The 20,813-nt window shown below is 28.1% G+C and carries 17 protein-coding genes; 7 read left to right on the top strand and 10 right to left on the bottom strand.

Going from position 1 to position 20,813, the window contains the following annotated elements; all coding sequences use genetic code 11:
- Together C4S76_RS04210 and C4S76_RS04215 are read right to left on the bottom strand one after the other, a co-directional pair.
- A partial coding sequence (locus C4S76_RS04210) for a contractile injection system protein, VgrG/Pvc8 family (protein WP_105192985.1) occupies positions 1-1,328 on the bottom strand: 1,328 nt, incomplete at its 3' end.
- Between the two features lie 487 nt (positions 1,329-1,815).
- A complete protein-coding gene (locus tag C4S76_RS04215) occupies positions 1,816-2,874 on the bottom strand; it encodes an NAD(P)-dependent alcohol dehydrogenase (protein WP_105192987.1) in 1,059 nt (352 codons plus the stop codon).
- Between the two features lie 534 nt (positions 2,875-3,408).
- Here C4S76_RS04215 and C4S76_RS04220 point away from each other — a divergent pair.
- Positions 3,409-4,890: a catalase gene (locus tag C4S76_RS04220; RefSeq protein ID WP_105193136.1), complete on the top strand. Its 1,482-nt coding sequence runs from the start codon at positions 3,409-3,411 to the stop codon at positions 4,888-4,890.
- 103 nt (positions 4,891-4,993) lie between these two features.
- Here C4S76_RS04220 and pheS read toward each other — a convergent pair whose 3' ends face one another.
- Positions 4,994-6,010, bottom strand: coding sequence for a phenylalanine--tRNA ligase subunit alpha (gene pheS / locus C4S76_RS04225; protein ID WP_105192989.1), 1,017 nt, complete (start codon positions 6,008-6,010; stop codon positions 4,994-4,996).
- A gap of 591 nt (positions 6,011-6,601) precedes the next feature.
- On the opposite strand from pheS, the gene C4S76_RS04230 reads away from it, so the two are divergent.
- Positions 6,602-7,663, top strand: coding sequence for a peptidylprolyl isomerase (locus tag C4S76_RS04230; RefSeq protein WP_105192991.1), 1,062 nt, complete (start codon positions 6,602-6,604; stop codon positions 7,661-7,663).
- A gap of 241 nt (positions 7,664-7,904) precedes the next feature.
- Here the strand turns inward: C4S76_RS04230 and recQ are convergent, their stop codons facing one another.
- Complete coding sequence (gene recQ / locus C4S76_RS04235) at positions 7,905-10,106, bottom strand: DNA helicase RecQ (protein WP_105192993.1); 2,202 nt, start codon at positions 10,104-10,106, stop codon at positions 7,905-7,907.
- 87 nt (positions 10,107-10,193) lie between these two features.
- Here recQ and C4S76_RS04240 point away from each other — a divergent pair, with 87 nt between their 5' ends.
- Positions 10,194-11,156, top strand: coding sequence for a KpsF/GutQ family sugar-phosphate isomerase (locus C4S76_RS04240; RefSeq protein WP_105192995.1), 963 nt, complete (start codon positions 10,194-10,196; stop codon positions 11,154-11,156).
- 32 nt (positions 11,157-11,188) lie between these two features.
- Positions 11,189-12,025: a twin-arginine translocase subunit TatC gene (gene tatC, locus C4S76_RS04245; protein WP_105192997.1), complete on the top strand. Its 837-nt coding sequence runs from the start codon at positions 11,189-11,191 to the stop codon at positions 12,023-12,025.
- Positions 12,026-12,063: 38 nt separating this feature from the next.
- On the opposite strand, the gene C4S76_RS04250 is transcribed toward tatC, so the two are convergent.
- Entirely contained in the window at positions 12,064-12,912 is an 849-nt protein-coding gene (locus C4S76_RS04250) for a fructosamine kinase family protein (protein WP_105192999.1), read from the bottom strand.
- A 167-nt stretch (positions 12,913-13,079) separates the two neighbouring features.
- On the opposite strand from C4S76_RS04250, the gene C4S76_RS04255 reads away from it, so the two are divergent.
- The 3 genes from C4S76_RS04255 to C4S76_RS04265 all read left to right on the top strand — a co-directional run bounded on the left by C4S76_RS04255 (position 13,080) and on the right by C4S76_RS04265 (position 15,777).
- Entirely contained in the window at positions 13,080-13,631 is a 552-nt protein-coding gene (locus tag C4S76_RS04255) for a plastocyanin/azurin family copper-binding protein (RefSeq protein ID WP_105193001.1), read from the top strand.
- Positions 13,632-13,657: 26 nt separating this feature from the next.
- Positions 13,658-14,875 (top strand): hypothetical protein, encoded by a 1,218-nt coding sequence (locus C4S76_RS04260; RefSeq protein ID WP_105193003.1) that lies wholly within the window; start codon positions 13,658-13,660, stop codon positions 14,873-14,875.
- Between the two features lie 431 nt (positions 14,876-15,306).
- The gene (locus tag C4S76_RS04265) at positions 15,307-15,777 is read left to right on the top strand and encodes a DUF4252 domain-containing protein (protein ID WP_105193004.1); all 471 of its coding nucleotides are present in this window, start codon (positions 15,307-15,309) and stop codon (positions 15,775-15,777) included.
- A gap of 110 nt (positions 15,778-15,887) precedes the next feature.
- Here C4S76_RS04265 and C4S76_RS04270 read toward each other — a convergent pair whose 3' ends face one another.
- The 5 genes from C4S76_RS04270 to C4S76_RS04290 all read right to left on the bottom strand — a co-directional run bounded on the left by C4S76_RS04270 (position 15,888) and on the right by C4S76_RS04290 (position 20,767).
- A complete protein-coding gene (locus C4S76_RS04270) occupies positions 15,888-16,475 on the bottom strand; it encodes a LutC/YkgG family protein (protein WP_245915790.1) in 588 nt (195 codons plus the stop codon).
- Positions 16,472-17,860, bottom strand: coding sequence for a lactate utilization protein B (locus tag C4S76_RS04275; RefSeq protein ID WP_105193005.1), 1,389 nt, complete (start codon positions 17,858-17,860; stop codon positions 16,472-16,474). Before C4S76_RS04275 ends, C4S76_RS04270 begins: the two co-directional genes overlap by 4 nt.
- 11 nt (positions 17,861-17,871) lie before the next feature.
- Positions 17,872-18,618, bottom strand: a complete 747-nt coding sequence (locus C4S76_RS04280; RefSeq protein ID WP_105193006.1) for a (Fe-S)-binding protein — start codon at positions 18,616-18,618, stop codon at positions 17,872-17,874.
- 505 nt (positions 18,619-19,123) lie between these two features.
- Positions 19,124-20,137, bottom strand: coding sequence for a hypothetical protein (locus tag C4S76_RS04285; protein ID WP_105193007.1), 1,014 nt, complete (start codon positions 20,135-20,137; stop codon positions 19,124-19,126).
- A 39-nt stretch (positions 20,138-20,176) separates the two neighbouring features.
- The gene (locus C4S76_RS04290; protein ID WP_105193008.1) at positions 20,177-20,767 is read right to left on the bottom strand and encodes a tetratricopeptide repeat protein; all 591 of its coding nucleotides are present in this window, start codon (positions 20,765-20,767) and stop codon (positions 20,177-20,179) included.
- Positions 20,768-20,813 lie beyond the last annotated feature (46 nt).

Here is a 20,813-nt window from a genome sequence, read left to right on the forward strand (position 1 = left end):
ACCCAAGGAGTCTGGCTGTTAGCCCTCCTTTGCCAGGCAAACTGCACCCTTACCCTTCCCATTTTCAGGGGGTCTCGGTTGTCCTTTACAGTGGCATGTTGTATCTGGGCTTTGGGAGCTTCAACCTCGTTATAGTATGGAGGAACCGGTAAGTCTTTAGGTACTCCGACAAAGGTATTGGTATACCCTTCTCCGTCTGCAAAGGTGTGGACGATCTCGGTAATCTTATACGATTCTATGGGTACCCGTCCGTTTTTGAATATTTCATGCCCCGGAATCCAAGCCATCATCTTAACCACATCACCGACACGTAAGCAAGGATTATTACTGGTAGCTTCCACATAGACTAAATTCTGCCTTTTCTTCATATCTCTTTCCAATGATCGTTGCATATCCAACGAGCCGTTAAGCAATAAGCTCTGATCGTAATGGGCCGTAGGAGATACATTATATAGGTTTTTGGATGCATTGTAGGCAAATTGCTGAAAAGGGTTGTTAGAGGATTGTATGCTTTGGGTTTTGGAATCTAGCAAATAGTCTGTTCCTTGTTTGGCATCATAGACCGTATAGGAAAAATTCTGGGGCTGCACTTCCATCTTAATTTCATAATCGTAAACATCTTCTCCTTCCATTAACTCAATAATTTTACCTCCCCAGGCAGAGAAACAAAACTGTTCTCCATTGTAGTAAAAATATTCTCCAAACCTTTTACTTAGCTGCTGTAAAAACTGAAAATCGGTGCTGTTGTATTGTACTATATAATTCAGCCTTTCATTGTAATTAGGATTAATATGAAAGCTTATAACATTTTGCGGATAGTCTTTAATTACTTCTTTAATAATTTCCTCAAAGGTCTGGTTTTCAAAACTGCGGCAATGGAGCCCGTTTTCCATAAGAATGGAAGGAGAAGTCCCCCGAAAAACAATCTGGCGAATTCCTTCTTTTTTAGGCATGGAAAGTTGGGTAATGATTCCGGTAAAAATAGAGGTGGTTTTCCCGAACTGTCGGAATTGGAAACTAATCCTTTTTCCTAAATATTCTCTGGAGTTTTGTAAAAGGTAAGTGGTATGATTCTCTCCGAATTCGTCGGGGTCACAAATAAGGGTAAATTCGTGCAGGTCATTGATTTTTTGCCTGATTTCTAATTGGATATTTGTTTGAGTGAAAAAATCAACTCCATTGATCTTTATTTGAACTGATACTAAGTGGGAATCTCCGTATAAGTCTTCTTTTGTTCCTCCGTATTTTGCAAAATAAGAGGATTTATTTTGGGGTGGATTAATTTGAAAAAGAGGGTTTTTCTCTTCATTGGGGTTAAGTGTGTCCATATATAGTTAATTGTAAAGACTTAAATAGACAACAAATATATTATTTATTTTAATATAAAATAAATAATTAACAAAAAAATAAAATAAAATGTAGATATAAATATATGGTTATGGGTTATAATATAGTTACATCATTTATTTATACTAATACTTACAAATTAAATATATTATACCCCCTTATTGTTATTAACTTTCTTACTATTTTAATTGTTTAAAAAAAAAATTATTTATTTAAATATAAATAGTATAACTTTATATTAAACTAGTAATTTTCTATATATTAAATCTATACATATTTAAATACTATTAAATTCACATATTAATAAGAAATGAAGAATGTAAAAAATTCTATAATAAGGCATTTTATCTATACGGTCAATACAAAACCGTATAAAGATAATATACTATAAATGTGAGGGTTATATATAACATTAGAAAAAGAGCCATAGAAAACTATGGCTCTTTTTGCTGCTTATACACATAAACTTTAATTTTTTAACGAAGCCATATCAATTACAAAACGATATCTTACATCACTTTTTAACATTCTTTCATAGGCTTTATTAATATCTTGCATTTTGATGATTTCTATTTCTGAGACTATATTATGTTCTCCACAAAAATCAAGTAATTCCTGAGTTTCTGCTATACCTCCAATTACTGATCCTGCTACAGATTTTCTTTCCATTATCATAGGAACAGAATTCAACATAGGAGTTAAATCTCCTAAATATCCTACTAATACTAAGGTTCCATTAATAGATAAAGTTGATACGTATGGGTTTACATCATGCACATAAGGAACGGTATCTATAATTAGATCAAACTTGCCCTTTACAGATTTCATATGTTCCGAATCTGTAGAAATGACAACATCATCTGCTCCTAAATCTTTCGCATCCTGTATTTTAGAAGGACTACGAGAAAATAAGGTAACTTCTGCACCTAACCCTTTAGCTAATTTAATAGCCATATGTCCTAATCCGCCTAAACCAACTACAGCAACTTTACTTCCTTTTCCAACCTTCCAATGTCTTAAAGGTGACCAGGTTGTTATTCCGGCACACAATAAGGGTGCTGCGGCCGCTAAATCAAGATTTTTAGGTACCTTTAAAACAAAATGTTCGTCTACCACCACTTTTTCAGAATACCCACCGAAAGTTTGTTTATGCAAATGTTTATCATTGCCATTATAAGTTCCAATAAATCCATTTAAACAATATTGTTCCAAATCTTGTTTACAACTCTCACACTCTCTGCAAGAGTCTACTAAACAGCCAACAGCCGCCAAATCTCCTACTTTTAATTTTGTTACCTGCTCACCTACCCGTACTACTTTCCCTACAATTTCATGTCCGGGAACAGCCGGGTATAAAGTCCCTCCCCAGTCATTACGTACTGTATGGAGATCTGAATGACAAACTCCACAATATAGAATCTCAATTTCAATATCTTTAGGTGTAATTGTACGACGATCTATCTGCATTTCTTTTAAATCTGCTTTTGAGCTTTCTGCCCCAAAGGCTTTTACTTTAAATGTTTCCATATTTATTATTATTTATGTTTTTTATTATTTATAACTATTAGACACTAGCTCTTTATACAAAGATAAAAGGAGTTTATCTTTTATTGTTTTTCTTACTGGCTCACGATTGTTTTCTAAAAAGTTCAGAACTATTGCTAAGTATAGAAAGAATATTTATAAATTTTCATTTCTATCATTCACAACTTATTTTTAATTTTTTATCATATAAATTACCTAACAATCTCTATATGGTATAAAAAAATTTATGCGTTTTACATTTAAATATTTATTCAAGGATATAAATCCAATTAAGAATGTTTATTCTAATAGTTCCATAAAAGCATTAGTTTACACAAATATATAGCTTGTTTTATAACCCATCAACATCTTATATTATTTTTAACATATTATAAAGGCAATACTCTTTTAGTCTGCACTATATTTATTGATTTTATTTTAAATTATTAAAAAATTACACATATACTTGTATATATAAAATAAAATAAATACATTTGTATACAAACAAACAAATAAACCCAATCAATACTAGTGAATATGGAAACAAATAAAAAAATTACTTCAAATTCTGGTACTCCTATCGGAAATTACCAAGATTCACAAACTGTAGGTCCGAGAGGTCCTATATTATTGCAAGATTTTTTCTTACATGAAAAACTTGCTTTATTTAATAGAGAAAGAATTCCTGAAAGGATTGTTCATGCTAAAGGTTCGGGTGCTTTTGGTACTTTTACTGTAACTCATGATATTACTAAATATACGCGAGCAAAAATATTTTCCCAAATAGGAAAAAAAACTAAAATGTTCGTTCGTTTTTCTACTGTTGGTGGAGAAAAAGGGTCGGCTGATAGTGAAAGAGATCCTAGAGGATTTGCTTTAAAATTTTATACAGAAGACGGAATATGGGATTTAGTTGGAAATAACACACCTGTTTTCTTTATTAAAGACCCACGTAAATTTCCTGATTTTATACATACACAAAAAAGAGATCCTTATACTAATTGTAAAAATCCTACTATGTTTTGGGATTTTTTTTCACTAAATCCTGAATCATTACATCAAGTTATGATTTTAATGTCGGATAGAGGAACTCCTTTCGGGTTCAGACATATGCATGGGTATGGTAGTCATACTTATACTTTAGTAAATGCAAAAAATGAACGTTTCTATGTTAAATTTCATTACAAAACCCAACAGGGTGTAAAAAATTTAACGCTTGAAGAATCTATTGACTATAAAGCAAAAAATCCGGATTATGCTCAAATGGACTTGTTAAAGTCTATTGAACAAAAAAACTTTCCGAAATATACTTTTTATATTCAAGTTATGACTCCGGAAATGTTAAAAGATTATAAGTGGAATCCTTTTGATGTAACAAAAGTTTGGTCTCAAAAAGAATATCCTTTAATTGAAGTAGGCGAAATAGAATTAAATAAAAATCCTCAGAATTATTTTCAAGATGTAGAGCAAGCTGCTTTAGCGCCATCAAATATTGTTGACGGCATCGGTTTTTCTCCTGATAAAATGTTACAAGGAAGAATTTTTGCTTATGCAGATGCTCAAAGATACAGAATCGGCACTAACTACCAATCTTTACCTGTAAATGCTTGTCCTTTTGCTGTAAATAATTATAGTAGAGACGGATCTATGAGACATGATGGAAATGGCGGAAGTTCTCCAAATTATTTTCCTAATAGTTTTGATGGAAATTATGAACCTAAAGAATATAAAGGACAACCTTATGAATTAGAAAGTTCTATAGTGGATTATTATGATAGAAATGAAAACGATGATGATCATTATTCTCAACCTGGCGATTTATTTGATCGTATTATGGATGATAATGCTAAAGCTAATACAATTAAAAACATTGTAGCTCATATGAGTGGTATAGATGGTGAGAAAAAGGATGAAATCATACATAGACAACTTTGTCATTTCTTCAGAGCTAGTTCCGCTTTAGGCATGGGTGTAGCTAAAGGGCTTAATATAGATATAAGTAAGTTAAATCTTAAGTAAGTTAAAAAACTAAAAAACTTTACTTTATAATAATTATTATTATTTATATGACAAAAGGGAGTGTACACTCCCTTTTGTCATATATTAATTATATATAAAATTTTTAAATTTCTTGGCTAAATTGTTGCAACATTCGTATATCATTCTCTGTGAACATTCGTATATCTCCAAACTGATACATAAGCATTACAATCCTTTCTATTCCCATACCAAATGCGAACCCACTATACTTATCAGGATCTATATTTACATTTTTTAACACATTAGGATCTACCATTCCACATCCTAAAATTTCTAACCATCCTGTTCCTTTAGTAATTCTATAATCGGTTTCTGTTTCTAATCCCCAATATACATCTACCTCGGCACTAGGTTCTGTAAAAGGAAAATAAGAAGGACGCATCCTAATTTCTGATTTTCCAAACAATTCTGTGGTGAAATATTGTAAAGTATGTTTTAAATCTGCAAAAGAAACATTTGAATCTATATACAAACCTTCTATCTGATGAAACATGCAATGTGATCGTGCTGAAATATCTTCATTGCGATAAACCCTGCCTGGAGAAAGAATTCTGAAAGGCGGATTATTTTGCTCCATATATTGTATTTGCACGGAAGAAGTATGAGTTCTTAAAACCCTATCCGGATTTAATTCTATAAAAAAAGTATCTTGCATATCTCTTGCCGGATGATATTCGGGCATATTTAGAGCAGTAAAATTATGCCAATCATCCTCTATTTCAGGACCATCAGCCACAGAAAAACCTATTTTTTTGAAAATATCTATAATTTTATTTCGGATAATATGTATAGGATGTCTACTTCCTAAAGAATAAGGGACTCCTGGACGAGTAAGATCTAAATCAGAATTTTTATCATTTTCTCCGGAAAAAGTTTCTTTTAAACTTTCTATTTTTTCTGTAACTGCTTGTTTTAATTTATTTATTTGCTGTCCATATTCCTTTTTCTGTTCATTTGGAACTTCTTTGAATTGGGTAAATAAATCATTCAATATACCTTTTTTTCCTAAATATTTAATCCTGAAAAGCTCAATTTCATCTGATTTTATAGATGTAAATTGTTCTACTTCTTGTAAATAATTTTTTATATTTTCAAACATTATTTATGTTATTTCTTTAAAGTACTTAAATTAATGCTATGCAAAAGTAAGAAAAAAGATAAGTTATATTTACATACTATTTTTAAAATTTTCTTTTAAAAATTTATAATTTTTTCTTAAAGTTAATTCATATATCAGCATCCATATATTTAATAATTCTTAAATTTTATGTATGGTCGGTCTATTTTATATTATTAATTCTTAATCTGAAATCATTGATATCATTAAATACTTTCCAAAACACACTTCTATCATCACTTTAAATAATATTATTTATATATTTACATTCAATATATTAATAAAAAAAAAGTATATTTTTATTTAAATCCTACATAACTCATTTATACAAAGTAAAAATATTTTAACTTAAAGATAAATACATTTTCATTATAGCTATATATCTAATTAAATAAACATATAGTTTTAAATTGATAATTCTAAAAACAGAATTCTATCTATTAATAAATCTATTTCAAATTCTATTTAATGCTATTTTTATTGCAAACTATGATTTCTTGTAATACAAAATTTAACAATAGAAATAAGATTTAATTTAGTAATTTTGTTACTGAATATATAAATATTCAAATCATGAAAAAAATACTTTTTTTTTCTTTAGTATTAACTCTTATAAATTGTAAAACATTGGAAATAGACAAACAGACTTATGAAAGATTGGAAAATGGCTTATATGCAAATATTAAGACCACACAAGGAGATATGCTCATTAAATTTTATGACAAAGAATCTCCGGTAACAGTTTCTAATTTTATAGGTCTCGCCGAAGGCAAAATACAAAATAGTGCTAAAAAAACAGGAGTTCCATTTTATGATGGAATTATCTTTCATAGAGTTATAAAGGATTTTATGATTCAAACCGGAGATCCTCAAGGAACAGGAATGGGAGGTCCCGGATATCGTTTTGAAGATGAAAAAAATGATTTAAAACATTCGGGTATTGGAGTTCTATCCATGGCTAATTCGGGTCCAAATACAAATGGAAGTCAATTTTTTATAACTGAAGTTCCTACTCCTTGGTTGGATGGACGACATACAATTTTTGGACAAGTTATTAAAGGTGATGATGTTGTAAGTAAAATAGCTAATGTACCTACAGGAGCACAGGATAAACCATTAACCCCTGTAATAATAGAAAAAGTATCCATTATTACTAAAGGTGAAGATTATAAAAATTATGATGCTGCAAAATTTTTCCAAGATAACAAAGATTTAATATCTGAAAGAAATAAAAAATATTTGGAAAATAAAGAAAAATTAGAAGCAGTTCAATTAGAAAGCCTGAAAAAAGATATGCAACAAACACCATCCGGTCTATTTTATAAAATAACAGAAAAAGGAAATGGTAGTCAAGCTAAAAAAGGAGATACAGTTTCTGTTCATTATGAAGGTTCCTTAACTAATGGTAATGTATTTGATTCTTCTTTTGCTAGAAATGAACCTATTGAGTTTCCTTTAGGTAAAGGCATGGTTATTCAAGGATGGGACGAAGGTATTTCTTTATTACATGAAGGAGATAAAGCCACCTTTTTAATTCCTCCTGCCTTAGGTTACGGCTCACAAGGTGCCGGCGGTGGTGTAATTCCTCCTAATGCCTGGTTATTATTTAATGTTGAATTAATAAAAGCGAAGTAATATAAAAAGAAACTGTTTAACAATAAACAGTTTCTTTTTAAGTCTTTTAAGTAATAAAAGTAGACCTTATTTATAGTTTACATTATAGTTTTAATATTTTTTTAAAACAATTTATTTTCATTATTGACTGTTATATTAAAACCTCTTATTTCTTTGTAAATATTATTTATACAACTTATTGACTATATTCACTCAAATATATATATAAACCAAAATTTATTGCAATTCCTAACTAGAATTTTTAGTTAGCTACATCACTAATAAATTTAATTCTCATTATTCTTAATTCATCTTCTGAATATTCATCTCCAAATTCATCTAATAAAAGTGACATTTTATCACTTTCTGAATCCATTAAAAAGTCTATTATTTCTTCTTGTTGTTCTTCATCTAATAATTCGTTTACATAATAGTCAATATTCAGCTTAGTTCCCTGATAGACTATACTTTCCATTTCACTTAGTAAATCTTCCATTGAGAGGTCTTTTGCTTTGGCAATATCCTCAAAATCTAACTTCCTATCTGTACTTTGAATTATAAAAACTTTATAAGATGATTTATTAGCAACTTGTTTAATAACTAAATCTTCAGGACGTATAATATCATTTTCTTCCACGTATTTAGCTATATAGTCTACAAATTTTTTTCCAAATTTTTTGGCTTTACCTTCCCCTACTCCAAAAACATTAGATAATTCGGATAAGGTAGTAGGATATTGTAAGGCCATATCTTCCAAACTAGGATCTTGAAAGACAGCAAATGGAGGAATTCCATTTTCTTTTGCTACTTTCTTTCTTATATTTTTTAGATCTTCATATAATTTTTTGTCTGATACATTGTTTTCTCCTGCTGATTGCTGCAAAGTTTGATTTTGAGCTCCAATTTCTTTTTCAAAATCAACATCTTCTGCCATAAGAATTTCCTTAGGCTGATTTATAAATTTTTTCCCAGATTCAGATAATTTTAAAACTCCATAAGATTCTATATCTTTACTCAATAAATTATGTACTATAGCCTGTCTAATAACCGATTTCCAAAAATTATCCGTTTTATCTTTTCCTATTCCAAAATAATCTTCAGTACTTAGTTTATAGGATTTAGTTACTACTGATTCCTTACCCATTGCAATGTTTACAAGATCCTTTAATTTAAGTTTTTCTTGAGTTTTTTCCACAATGATTAACATCTGTTTCATTTCTTCTGATACATTAATCATATTTTTAGGGTTTAAGGAATTATCATCCATTTTTGAACCTAATCCATGGTTTTCATCAAATTCTTCTCCAAAATAATGTAGAAGATATTTTCTTCTCGACATGGAAGTTTCTGCATACCCAACAACCTCTTGTAAAAGTTGCATTCCTATTTCTCTTTCTGAAACGGGCTTAGCTGCTAAAAATTTTTCTAATTTTTCAATATCTTTATAATCATAAAATGCTATACAATGCCCTTCTCCCCCATCTCGTCCTGCTCTTCCGGTTTCTTGATAATAACTTTCTAAACTTTTAGGAATATCATAATGGAAAACAAATCTTACATCTGGTTTATCGATTCCCATTCCAAACGCAATTGTTGCACAAATTACATCGACTTCTTCCATTAAAAATTTATCTTGATGCAATGCTCTTGATTTGGCATCTAACCCGGCATGGTAAGGTAATGCATTTATTCCATTAACCTTAAGAAGTTCAGCTAATTCTTCTACTTTCTTTCTGCTTAAACAATAGATAATTCCGGATTTTCCCGGATTTTCCTTTATATATTTAATTATTTGTTTTTCTGGATTTACTTTTGGCCTTATTTCATAAAATAAATTTGGACGATTAAATGAGGATTTAAAAACTTTTGCATTAGTCATTCCTAAAGTTTTCTGTATATCATCCTGTACTTTAGGTGTAGCTGTTGCTGTTAAAGCGATTACAGGGGCATTCCCTATTTTTTCAATTATATGCTTTAAATTTCTATATTCCGGCCGGAAATCATGTCCCCACTCAGATATGCAATGAGCTTCATCTATTGCAAAAAATGAGATATTTATAGTTTTAAAAAAATCTACATATTCTTCTTTTGTTAAAGATTCAGGGGCTACGTATAATAATTTTGTTATCCCCATAGAAATATCATCTTTAACTTTTTTAACTTCTGTTTTATTTAATGATGAATTAAGTACATGAGCAACCCCATCATTTGAGGAAATACCTCTAACTGCATCTACCTGATTTTTCATTAAAGCTATAAGAGGTGATACTACAATAGCCGTACCTTCAGATATTAATGCCGGCAATTGGTAACATAAAGACTTTCCGCCTCCGGTAGGCATTAAAACAAATACATTATTCTTATTTAGTAAACTTTGAATAATTTGTTCTTGAGGTTCTTTAAATGAATTAAACCCAAAATATTTTTTTAATGATATGGATAGGTCTTTTAGTGAGGATTTCATTCTTTAACCTTAGTTTTTTATTATTAAATTTGTCGTTTAGAATTTAAAAGTACAATTTAATTTTTAAACAAAAAAATATTATTTATTTTGGAAAATGAAAAAATATTAAATGCAGGCAAAAATACTATTTTATTTGAAATAGCAGAACTGCAATCTCTAAATAATAGATTAGGAGAAGATTTTATTAAAGCTGTGCATTATATTCTTGAATGTAAGGGTAAACTAATTCTTTGTGGAATCGGTAAAAGTGCACATATTGCTAATAAACTTGTAGCTACATTTAACTCTACAGGCACACGCTCTCAGTTTCTTCATGCAGCAGAAGCCAAACATGGCGATTTAGGCATTGTCACAAAAGATGACATTATTGTTTGTATTTCTAATAGTGGTACTTCTTCTGAAATACAAGAAATTGTTCCTTTCTTGCGTGAATATTGTAATATACTTATAGCTATGACGGCTAATAAAAATTGTTTATTAGCTGAAGTTGCTGATCTTGTTCTGGATACCCATATAGATAAAGAAGCTGATCCGAATAATTTAGCTCCTACAACCTCTACAACTGTACAACTTGCACTCGGAGATGCCCTTGCTGTAGCTTTATTGGAAGCTAGAAATTTTAAATCTTCAGATTTTGCAAAATTTCATCCAGGCGGAGCTTTGGGTAAAAAACTTCTATGTAAGGTTGAACAACTTATAAAACCGGATAAAAAACCTGCAGTGCAATTATCTTCACATTTAAAAGAAATTATAAATTCTTTAACTTATTCTTCTTATGGAATTACAGTTGTTATTGAAAATAATCATGTTATGGGAGTTATTACAGATGGGGATTTGAGAAGAATTATGGCAAAAGATATTGATTATAATAAAATAATGGCAAAAGATATAATGTCTTTATCTCCTAAAACTATTCAAAAAAATGAGTTAGCCAATAAAGCTTTAGAGATTCTCAAAAAAAATCAGATAGGACAATTGGTAGTTTTAGATGGAGATAAATATGTGGGTATAATAGATTTACATATACTTTTAGAAAATGGTTTTAAATAAAAATCAATTTATATATGATTTCTAAATAATTCATGGCTAAGAAAAAAAAGATCAATTCGGGAGATATGCCTTTTCTTGCTCACGTAGGAGTATTACGAAAGCACATTCTTCGTTCATTAGTAGCAATTTGCATTGGAGCTTGTTTTATAGGATATAAGATGCATTTTGTAATGGATAAAATTATTTTAGGTCCAGTTCAGAAGGATTTTATTAGCTTTAAGATTATGAATGCTATTGCCAAGCTATGGGGATCTGATGAAGCTTTTATAATGCCCGAGCATTTTCCAATTCAGGTGCGTCGAGTTTTTGAACAATTGAATACTGCTTTTTATGTAGCTATGGTTGGAGGACTTATTATAGCTTTTCCTTATGTTATATATGAAATGTGGAAATTTATATCGCCCGGACTTAAGCCAAATGAAAAAAAGAATTCTTTAGCTTTTTTTATATCTACTTATTGCCTTTTTATTACAGGTTGCTGTTTTGGTTATTTTTTAGTAACTCCTCTTACTATGCACTTCGGATATTTTTTTAATCTTTCCGAAACTATTAAAGTTAATATTGATTTATCCAGTTATATTAGTATATTATTACAAACCGTTCTTGGTATGGGACTAGTTTTTTTACTTCCTGTTATTGTATATGCTTTAACGGCTGTGGGAATATTAACTCCTAAATTTTTAAAAACATACCGAAGACATGCTTTAATTATTATACTTATTTTGGCAGGATTTATTACCCCAGGTGATATACCCTCTATGCTTGTAGCTTCATGCCCGTTATATTTACTTTATGAAGCCAGTATACTGGTTTCTGCTGTTGTTTATAAAAGAAATCAAAACGATAATGATAAAAAGGTAACTACGTAATAGAATATATTTCTTTTTTATTTTTTTATAAAATTATACTAAAATATTTTAAGAATTTGCTTTACTTGGTCTACATAATAGCCACCAAATAAAACTGAATGAACTAGAAGAGGATATAATTGACTGAAAGGTAGTCTTTCCTCCCAGTTGTTATCGAGCGGATACACATCTTTATATGCTTCATAAAAATAAGATGGAAATCCACCAAAAAGCTGGGTCATTCCTAAATCAATTTCTCTATGTCCATTATAAACAGCAGGATCTATTAGTAATATTTCCTGTTGTTTTGAAACCATATAATTTCCTGCCCATAAATCTCCATGTAATAAAGATGGTGATTCTTTAGGGAAAATTTCATTTAATTTCAAACATAAATTTTCTACATTCTTCACTACATCTTTCTCTATTTTATTTTGTTCCTTTAGTTTTTTTATAAGGGGAATAAGATGATATTGACCATAAAATTCTCCCCAATTAGAACTAGATGTATTTACTTGTTTTAAGCTTCCAATATAATTATCTTCTTTAAATCCAAAAAAAGGTTGTTCTATTTTATGCATATATGCTAATGCATGACCAAAATTTTCCCATGTTTTATTTTTAGCTTCTCCCCTCTCCGTCCATTCTAATATTAAATACTGAAATTGATCTATTTCTCCATAATTTATAATTTTTGGTGTTTTTATATATCCAGTTTGTCCTAAGGCTTCTAATCCATTAGCTTCTTTAATTAACATTTTAGGAAATAAATTTTTTTGATTAATTTTTATAAAAAAATTTCCTTCTATCGTTTCTAAAAAATATGCCTTGTTAATATCTCCTCCTGATATTGTTTTGAATTTATTTATTTTTATTGGTAATTTTTCAAATAATTTAGATACTTCCATTTTTTATCTTTTATAATTAAATATTCAAATTAATAAATAAAATACTATTGTAAATTTGTTTACTAATACTTATTTTTTTACAATATTAACATTTTCAATAAATTACTTACATTTGATATTAAAATAATATTTTTTAAACTCTATAATTACAAACTTAAATATTTTTTATGAGAAATTTATCTTTAAATATAAAAGTCATCATATTTATAATTTTTTTATATTCTTGTGGCAAAAGTTCTACTCAATCAGATAATTCTTCAGCTAATATTGATTTAAATGCAGAAAATAATAAAGCTGATAATATTAGTACTGTAACAACTAAGGAAGAAATGAAAAAATGGCCTGTAAATTATTTGGAAATAGAAGGTAATGATTTAATGCAATATAATCTTAATGAATTAAGAGCTAAAGCAGGAAAAACGATTACATTAGTACTCAAGCATGTGGGTAAAGCCAGTAAAATGGACATGGGACATAATCTGGTTATTTTAAAACATGGAACTGATCCGGAAGATTTTGCTAAAAAAGCTTTAAAAGAAAGAAGTCATGATTATATTCCTCCCAGTGAATCTAAAAATATTATAGCTCATACGAAATTGTTAGGGGGTGGAGAAACAGATACTATAACCTTTATCATAAACGAAAAAGGAAAGTATGATTATTTATGTTCTTTCCCTTCTCATGCTTTTTCAATGAAAGGAAAACTTATTATTGAATAATAAAAATTTAATAATTCTATAGGTATATGAAGAAAAGCTGGTTAATAACAAGTTTGAGTAATTTATTTATAGCCTCTTGTATAGGCTTTTTACTTAGAATCACTCAATTTTATAAAATTAGTATACCCTATGGCAATTTTTTACATGCCCATTCTCATGTAGCTTTATTAGGCTGGCTTTATTTGTTTTTTTATATTTTTATTTATTGGATGTATATTCCTAAAACCTCAAAAAATAAAAAAAGATTTACTGGTTGTTTCTGGGTAACACAATTTTCTATTATAGGAATGCTTTTTAGCTTTCCAATTCAAGGATATGCATTTTTTTCTATTTTATTTTCCTCTTTACATATAGTATGTTCATATTATTTTTGTTGGATAAGCTGGAAAAATATTTCTCATGTATATTCCATAGATAACTTATATTTGAAGACTGCATTAATTTTAATGTTATTTTCAACATTAGGAGTTTGGTCCTTAGGAGCTATACTTCCTACTTTAGGGAAATCTTCTATAGCTTATCCTATTGCTATCCAGTTTTTTTTACATTTTCAAATTAATGGATGGTTCTTATTTGGAATTTTCTCTTTTATTTTTAAAATCTTAAAAAATTATAATTCCTCAATTCCTAAATATAGTTATCTTTTTTATTTTTTTAACTTAGGAACTGCAATACTTACGTTTTTCCTTCCTATTAGTTGGCATATTTCTTCATTTATTTTTTATATTTTAAATAGTATTGGTCTTTTATTTCAACTTTTTTCATTATTTCTATTTTGGAAATATATTCATCCTCCTTTGTTGGTAATTTTCAAAAAAAAATCTGTTTTTATTTATAGTTTATATATTCTATTTATTCTTCTTTTTTCTGTTAAAATTATTTTCCAAAATTTTCAGTGGATTCCTGAAATAGCTGAACATTCCTATCTTATAAAAAATCTTACTATTGGATTTATTCATCTTATTGTATTGGGAATATATACTTTGTTTTTATTTATTCTTATTCTTACATTTATTTCTACAAAAAAGATAAACGCTTTTATTAAAATAGGGATTATCATTTTTACTATTGCATTTCTTTTAACTGATATTTTATTAATTCTTCAGGGCGCTTTTTTATTTATGGACTGGGGAAATATTACTGGATATTTTATTATAATTTCTTGGGGAAGTGTATTATTTCCCCTTGGAATAATTTTATTTATTATAGGCTTATGTAATAAAAATATAATTTTACTTACTTAAGTAAATAAATATTTATAATTTTTCAACCTCTTAGCATATATCCAAAGATTTTTTTCTTCTTTTCATACTGCACATTGTTATCTTAATTTAGGTATTAATCTCCAAAACATTCATGATAAGTTAAATTTTATTTAATAGAAAAATTGGAAAAAACTATTGCGATATTTTAGTGTATATTTTATAATTTTTAATTTTTTTAAGTGTAAGTAAGATGATATAGATATTATTATTTTATATGAATGATACGCGATACTTTTACTTAAAAGCTAAGGTATAAGAATGTATCCATTTTTTCTAACCCATTAAAAAATTATTTTTTTTAGAAAATATAATATATTTTATCGCTCATAAATATAAGTATTTATAATTATTTTTATATACGGCATGATTTTTACTTAAATATTATAAAATGTTTAAATAACTTATTAATTATGAATAGAAAATGCTTATTACTAACCTTATTTTTATTAGGTTTTATTATTTCTGGCTATTCTCAGGATAAACTATTTGATAAATTTGCTCATAAAAATGAAGTCACTTCCATTAGTGTCTCTAAATTTTTATTAAAAATGATTCCTGATTTTGATAAACAAGGTATATATATCTCTAAAGTATCTGATAAAATAGAAAGTGCACAGATGCTTTATACTAGCGATAAATCTCTGGCTAAAAGGATGAAAAAACAAGCTAATAAATATGCTACTAATAAAGATTATGAAGCTGTTTTTAATAGTACTCATGATACTTTTTCACCTTCAGCTTTTATTAAAAAAGATCCAGATAACAAGCAATATATAGATCAAACAATATTATTTTTTGATAAAGGAAATCACTTTTTTCTTATAAGAATAGATGGAGATAACCTAACATTAGAAGATGTAAAAAACTTACTTAATAAATAATTATATTAGTTTTATTCATAATGTTTTAAATTATTATCATAAAAAAATTATAGGGGTAAAAGTTATATTTACCCCTATTCGATTTCTAAATATTCAAAATTTTTAAATTATTACATAAAAAATACTGAAAGACTTCTAGCTCCTTGTGCCCCACGAACCATAACCGCTCCAATATCAGCAGTTGCAGAAGGTCCTAACATAAAACAGCCATAGTTGTTATTTAGCAAATCAATTCTGGCATATGCCTCATACATGTCCTTCACCAATTCTTGTGGATCTAATAAAATTATTAAATGTTGTGACAAGAAACCTAAAGAAGTAATATCCATATCCTTTTCTGTTATCCAAACCATACCATTTTCCGAAACTCCAAATTGTGCGCGGATAATACCTAAATCAACATCTGCCAACTGATGAGGTTCAGTTATTTGGGTTATATCTTTATTTCCTTTAAATTCAACTGCAGAAGAACAAATAATCTTTGCTTGTGGATACAATTCTCTAATTAAATTTTCTCCATCTTTAATACTTTTCACTATATGCCATGTTCCTGCATTTAAAGTTAAATTATCTTTAAACTCCTGTAAAATATCTTTATTACTTTTAGGAAATAATGGAATTTTAGGATATGCAAATTTACTTCCGTCAGGTTTATTTTTACGTATTGCATTTAAAATATATTCTTTTGTACTTATCATTTTTTATTTTTTCTATTCTTTAAATACCAATCTCTAAATGTTTGTTTAGCCATAGAAAACATTTCTCTGTCCTGTGCCCATGGATTTATTTTACTATATATAAGAAAATCAGGCACTATGGGCAATACTTTTTCTGCTATGGTTTCAGCTGTTCTAAATAACGAAGGATGCCCAAATACAGATCCTGCAGCCTTAAAGGCAAGAGATCTGTTTAAAGGCATATATCCCTTTTCTACTACTACTTTTCTCCATTTATATATTTGTCCGGAAATATCTATTTTTACCGGACAAACATCTGAACATGAGCCACACAATGTAGAGTGAAAAGGCAATTCACTATATTTTTCTAAATCAAACGTAGGACTTAAAATAATTCCTATAGGTCCGGAATATGTAGATTCATAAGATAATCCTCCACTTCTTCTGTATACGGGACAAGTATTCATACATGCACCACATCGTATACATTTTAAAGAAGTCCAAAAATCATCCATCCCTAATCTTTCAGTCCTACCATTATCGGTAATAATAACATGCAACTCTCCGTTTTTTCTTGGACCTGTAAAGTGAGATGTATACTGTGTAGCAAGAGTACCTAATGCACTTCTTGATAGGAGCCTTATAAATATCCCCAAATCTTCCACTTTAGGAATTATTTTTTCTATTCCTATGCTGGCTATGTGAAGCGGTGGAACAGATGCACCTATATCAGCATTTCCTTCATTGGTACAAACTACAAATGTTCCGGTTTCAGCTATGGCAAAATTGGCTCCGGTCATTCCTGCTCCAGCACGAAGAAACTTTGGTCTGGCATTATTTCTCATTGCTTCATTTAAAGAATGTGCATCAGTATCATTAGGGTCGGTTCCAATAGTTTTAGCAAAAAGTTTAGCGATATCTTCTGTAGTTTTTTCAATTGCAGGCATAACAATATGTGCCGGAGGTTGATGGGATAATTGCTGAATTCTCTCACCCAAATCCGATTCGGTAACTTCTATTCCTCTTGATTCTAAAAAATTTGTCATGCCACATTCTTCCTGCAACATTGATTTGCTTTTTATTATTTCAGTTACCTTTCTTTCTTGTAATATATTATATACAATTTCATTATGTTCCTGAGCATCTCGAGCCCAATGGACAATAGTTCCTCGTTTAGAAGCATTTTCTGCAAATAGGTTTAAATATTCATCCAGATGAGTAAGTGTATGTTCCTTAATTTTTGATGCTAAATCTTTGAGAGCTTCCCATTCAGGAACGCTTTTAGCAATCCTGTCTCTTTTTAATCTGGCATTCCAAAGATTTTTATCATGTTGTTTTTCGTGAATATTATCTTGTTTTATAAAATCTGCTGAGTTTTTTACTATATCAACTACTTTCTTTTTCATGAATTATGATTTTAAAAGGGTCCTCCGTTTAAAACTTGTGCTATATGTACAAAAGGTAAATGAGTTATACCATTTTTATGAGCTATTCCTTGTTGATGCATTAAACAAGACATATCTGGAGAAACTACATATTCTGCTCCGCTGGTTATATAGTCAGAAATTTTATCTTTTCCCATTTTGGCACTTACCACTTCATCGGTTACACAGAAAGTTCCTCCGAAACCACAACATTCGTCAGGGCGGCTCATTTGGGCTAGCTCAAGTCCTTCTACCATTTTCAACAGATCTGCTGATTTATTAAATGCAACACCCATAATTTCTGACGGTTTACTTATTCCTAGACCTCTTATTGAACTACAGCTATTATGCAAAGCTACTTTATGATTAAATTTTACCCCGGGAAAATCTTTAACTTTAATTACATCATGCAAAAATTCTACTAATTCATAAGTATTTTTTCTAACATGTTTTACGTCTTCAGACTGCTTTAAACAATCAAAATGAATTCTTACCTGTTTTATGCAGCTACCTGCAGGACCTACTATATATTCATAATTTTTAAAGTTTTGAATAAATAACTTTTCAGCAGCTTCTGCACTTTTGTAATCACCTTCATTAGACATAGGTTGACCACAGCAAGTTTGCTCTGTAGGATATTCTACTTCTAAACCTAATTTTTCTAATAATTCCAATGTAGCAATTCCTACCTCTGGATATATAGCATCTATATAACATGGAATAAATAAACCAACTTTCATAACATATTAAGAACTATTTTATTAAAATATTATTTATAATCATTCTAAAATAAATATTTGTTGATATTTTATTATAGAAATATGTTTATAGCAAAGATAATATTTAAGGTGATATTTTTGAGAAAAATTTTTTACCTATCTTATTAAAGATAAATAAAACTTTATTTTAATATTGGAACAAATTATGAGATTAATAATTTCCACATATACCAAACAATATATATTGTTTAGTTACTGGTTTTAAAATTATCAACTAAAAATAAACTATATTTTTTTATCTAATTATTTATATTGGAAATTTGGAATAGAAAATATAATAAAAATATAAAATTATTAATCCTGTGAGAACCAGAAATACGGTTTGAATCTTTGTTTAAAACAAGTTAAATATTAAAAAATATAACTTAATTTTTAAAAAATTTATAATTATAGTCAAATTATAAAACCAGATAATATAATATTTTTATAAATATTATATATTTTTTTGTTTTTTATGTGTTTCTCACTATTTTTCATTATTAAAAAGATCTTGATCTTTATTTATTAACTTATTATTTACAAAATCATCAAATTGTTTTTGTTCTAATTTTTCCCATTCATTTAGAGTAAAGTCTTTGCCTTTATATGTTTTATATATCTTTTCTGTTTCACTATTTATTGATGTTTCTAATGGATAAAGATCTATTAAATATTTATATTCATGACCTTCAGATATGTTTTCTGTAAGTTCTAATTTTGCATAGGTTATTTTACCTGTACTTTTATCTATATTATAAAACAGATCTTCAAAAAATTTATAATCTGTTATACCATTATACTTATTTTCTAGACTTTTTAATAAAATAGTCAATTCTTGTTTATTTGTAATCTCTGATTTTAAATGAATATTTATTTTAGGTGAAAATTCTTTCTGTAATATATCCGAAATATAAAATTTATATTTAATTTCCGCGCCTTTAATCAAACATGAATCAAAAATGTATAAGCTAGTAAATTCTCTAGCAGTTGAAATATAATCTTTAAATTGATAAATTTCGGGAAATAGAAGTATGTAAGCTAATTCATTTTTAATATTATCTTTTAAGTATAAAAGACCTTTTTCAAATGAAGTTACAAAATTTTCTTGATCTTTTAAAATAGGAAGAAATTCATAAAGTTTTTTTTCTTTCCAGTTTTTCCACTTCTTTTCTATTTGATCTATATTGAGTAAAGTTCGAATTTGCCCTTTCAAACTTCTTTCAATTTTAAGTTCTTCGGTTATAAAAGACAGAAATGATAATTTTTTAAAAAATTTATTGAAATTTTCATCATTTGAATTTTCTTCTGTTTCTGTTAAAAAATAAGTATTTATTATTCTTGAACCCTCTATTATCTGCTTTAACTTTATTTTAGACTTTCTTTCTATAATTAATGGCTCTTTGTCTTTATTTAAATAAGTATAGCTCTTAATGTTTAGAATATAAGAAGATTCAAAATTTTCTAAATTAATTAAATTTTTATTTTTAAATAATGTAAACATTTCCCAATTGTGTATATAAAATTTATCTATATTTCAGCATTATTTTTCATCTAAAAATAAACCTTTTTCGTTCTTTTTTGAGAAATTTCCTTTTTTTATAAGATATTCTTCCCATTGTCTTTGTTCAAAAATATCCCATTCTTCTTTTGTATAATTTTTTCCTTTAAAAGATTTATATACTGAGTTTTGTTTTTCTTCTTTATTTGTTCCCTTATTTCCTGAGCAAATAATTAGATTATAATATTTTGCATCTTCGAAATAAAATAATTTTTTTCCCGAGTTATCATAAACTAGCTGAAAATATTTTTTTGCTAAATCGGTTTGTTCTATTTCAAAAAAAATTTTTCCTATTTTAAATTTTGAATTTAAATACTGATCTTTATCTACGCAATTTTGAGATTGTATATAATATTCTTGGGCTTTTTCATATTTTTTACTAGCAAAACAGGCATCTCCTAATAGAATATATAATTGTTCGGACCCTTTATATTCTTCAATCGGAACCGGAAAAATAGTCCTAGCTTTCATATAATACTCTATGGCTTTTTCAAAATTTTTTTTCTGAAAGCTTAGCTTTCCTTTGTTCACTAAAGAAACAATTTTTGTAAAAATTTCTTCTTGTAATTCCATAAAAATATATTGATATATAAATGATAACCGAAATAAAGATACTAAA

Source organism: Apibacter adventoris (assembly GCF_002964965.1).
Lineage (GTDB): Bacteria > Bacteroidota > Bacteroidia > Flavobacteriales > Weeksellaceae > Apibacter > Apibacter adventoris.

What these genes read in the sequence shown, in the direction of transcription:
- C4S76_RS04220 (WP_105193136.1), top strand. Translation starts at nt 3,409, where the DNA reads ATGGAAACAAATAAAAAAATTACTTCAAATTCTGGTACTCCTATCGGA.
- C4S76_RS04250 (WP_105192999.1), bottom strand. Translation starts at nt 12,912, where the DNA reads ATGGAAGTATCTAAATTATTTGAAAAATTACCAATAAAAATAAATAAA.
- C4S76_RS04265 (WP_105193004.1), top strand. Translation starts at nt 15,307, where the DNA reads ATGAATAGAAAATGCTTATTACTAACCTTATTTTTATTAGGTTTTATT.
- C4S76_RS04290 (WP_105193008.1), bottom strand. Translation starts at nt 20,767, where the DNA reads ATGGAATTACAAGAAGAAATTTTTACAAAAATTGTTTCTTTAGTGAAC.
- pheS (WP_105192989.1), bottom strand. Translation starts at nt 6,010, where the DNA reads ATGTTTGAAAATATAAAAAATTATTTACAAGAAGTAGAACAATTTACA.
- C4S76_RS04215 (WP_105192987.1), bottom strand. Translation starts at nt 2,874, where the DNA reads ATGGAAACATTTAAAGTAAAAGCCTTTGGGGCAGAAAGCTCAAAAGCA.
- C4S76_RS04280 (WP_105193006.1), bottom strand. Translation starts at nt 18,618, where the DNA reads ATGAAAGTTGGTTTATTTATTCCATGTTATATAGATGCTATATATCCA.
- C4S76_RS04285 (WP_105193007.1), bottom strand. Translation starts at nt 20,137, where the DNA reads ATGTTTACATTATTTAAAAATAAAAATTTAATTAATTTAGAAAATTTT.
- C4S76_RS04270 (WP_245915790.1), bottom strand. Translation starts at nt 16,475, where the DNA reads ATGATAAGTACAAAAGAATATATTTTAAATGCAATACGTAAAAATAAA.
- C4S76_RS04230 (WP_105192991.1), top strand. Translation starts at nt 6,602, where the DNA reads ATGAAAAAAATACTTTTTTTTTCTTTAGTATTAACTCTTATAAATTGT.
- C4S76_RS04260 (WP_105193003.1), top strand. Translation starts at nt 13,658, where the DNA reads ATGAAGAAAAGCTGGTTAATAACAAGTTTGAGTAATTTATTTATAGCC.
- C4S76_RS04255 (WP_105193001.1), top strand. Translation starts at nt 13,080, where the DNA reads ATGAGAAATTTATCTTTAAATATAAAAGTCATCATATTTATAATTTTT.
- recQ (WP_105192993.1), bottom strand. Translation starts at nt 10,106, where the DNA reads ATGAAATCCTCACTAAAAGACCTATCCATATCATTAAAAAAATATTTT.
- C4S76_RS04275 (WP_105193005.1), bottom strand. Translation starts at nt 17,860, where the DNA reads ATGAAAAAGAAAGTAGTTGATATAGTAAAAAACTCAGCAGATTTTATA.
- tatC (WP_105192997.1), top strand. Translation starts at nt 11,189, where the DNA reads ATGGCTAAGAAAAAAAAGATCAATTCGGGAGATATGCCTTTTCTTGCT.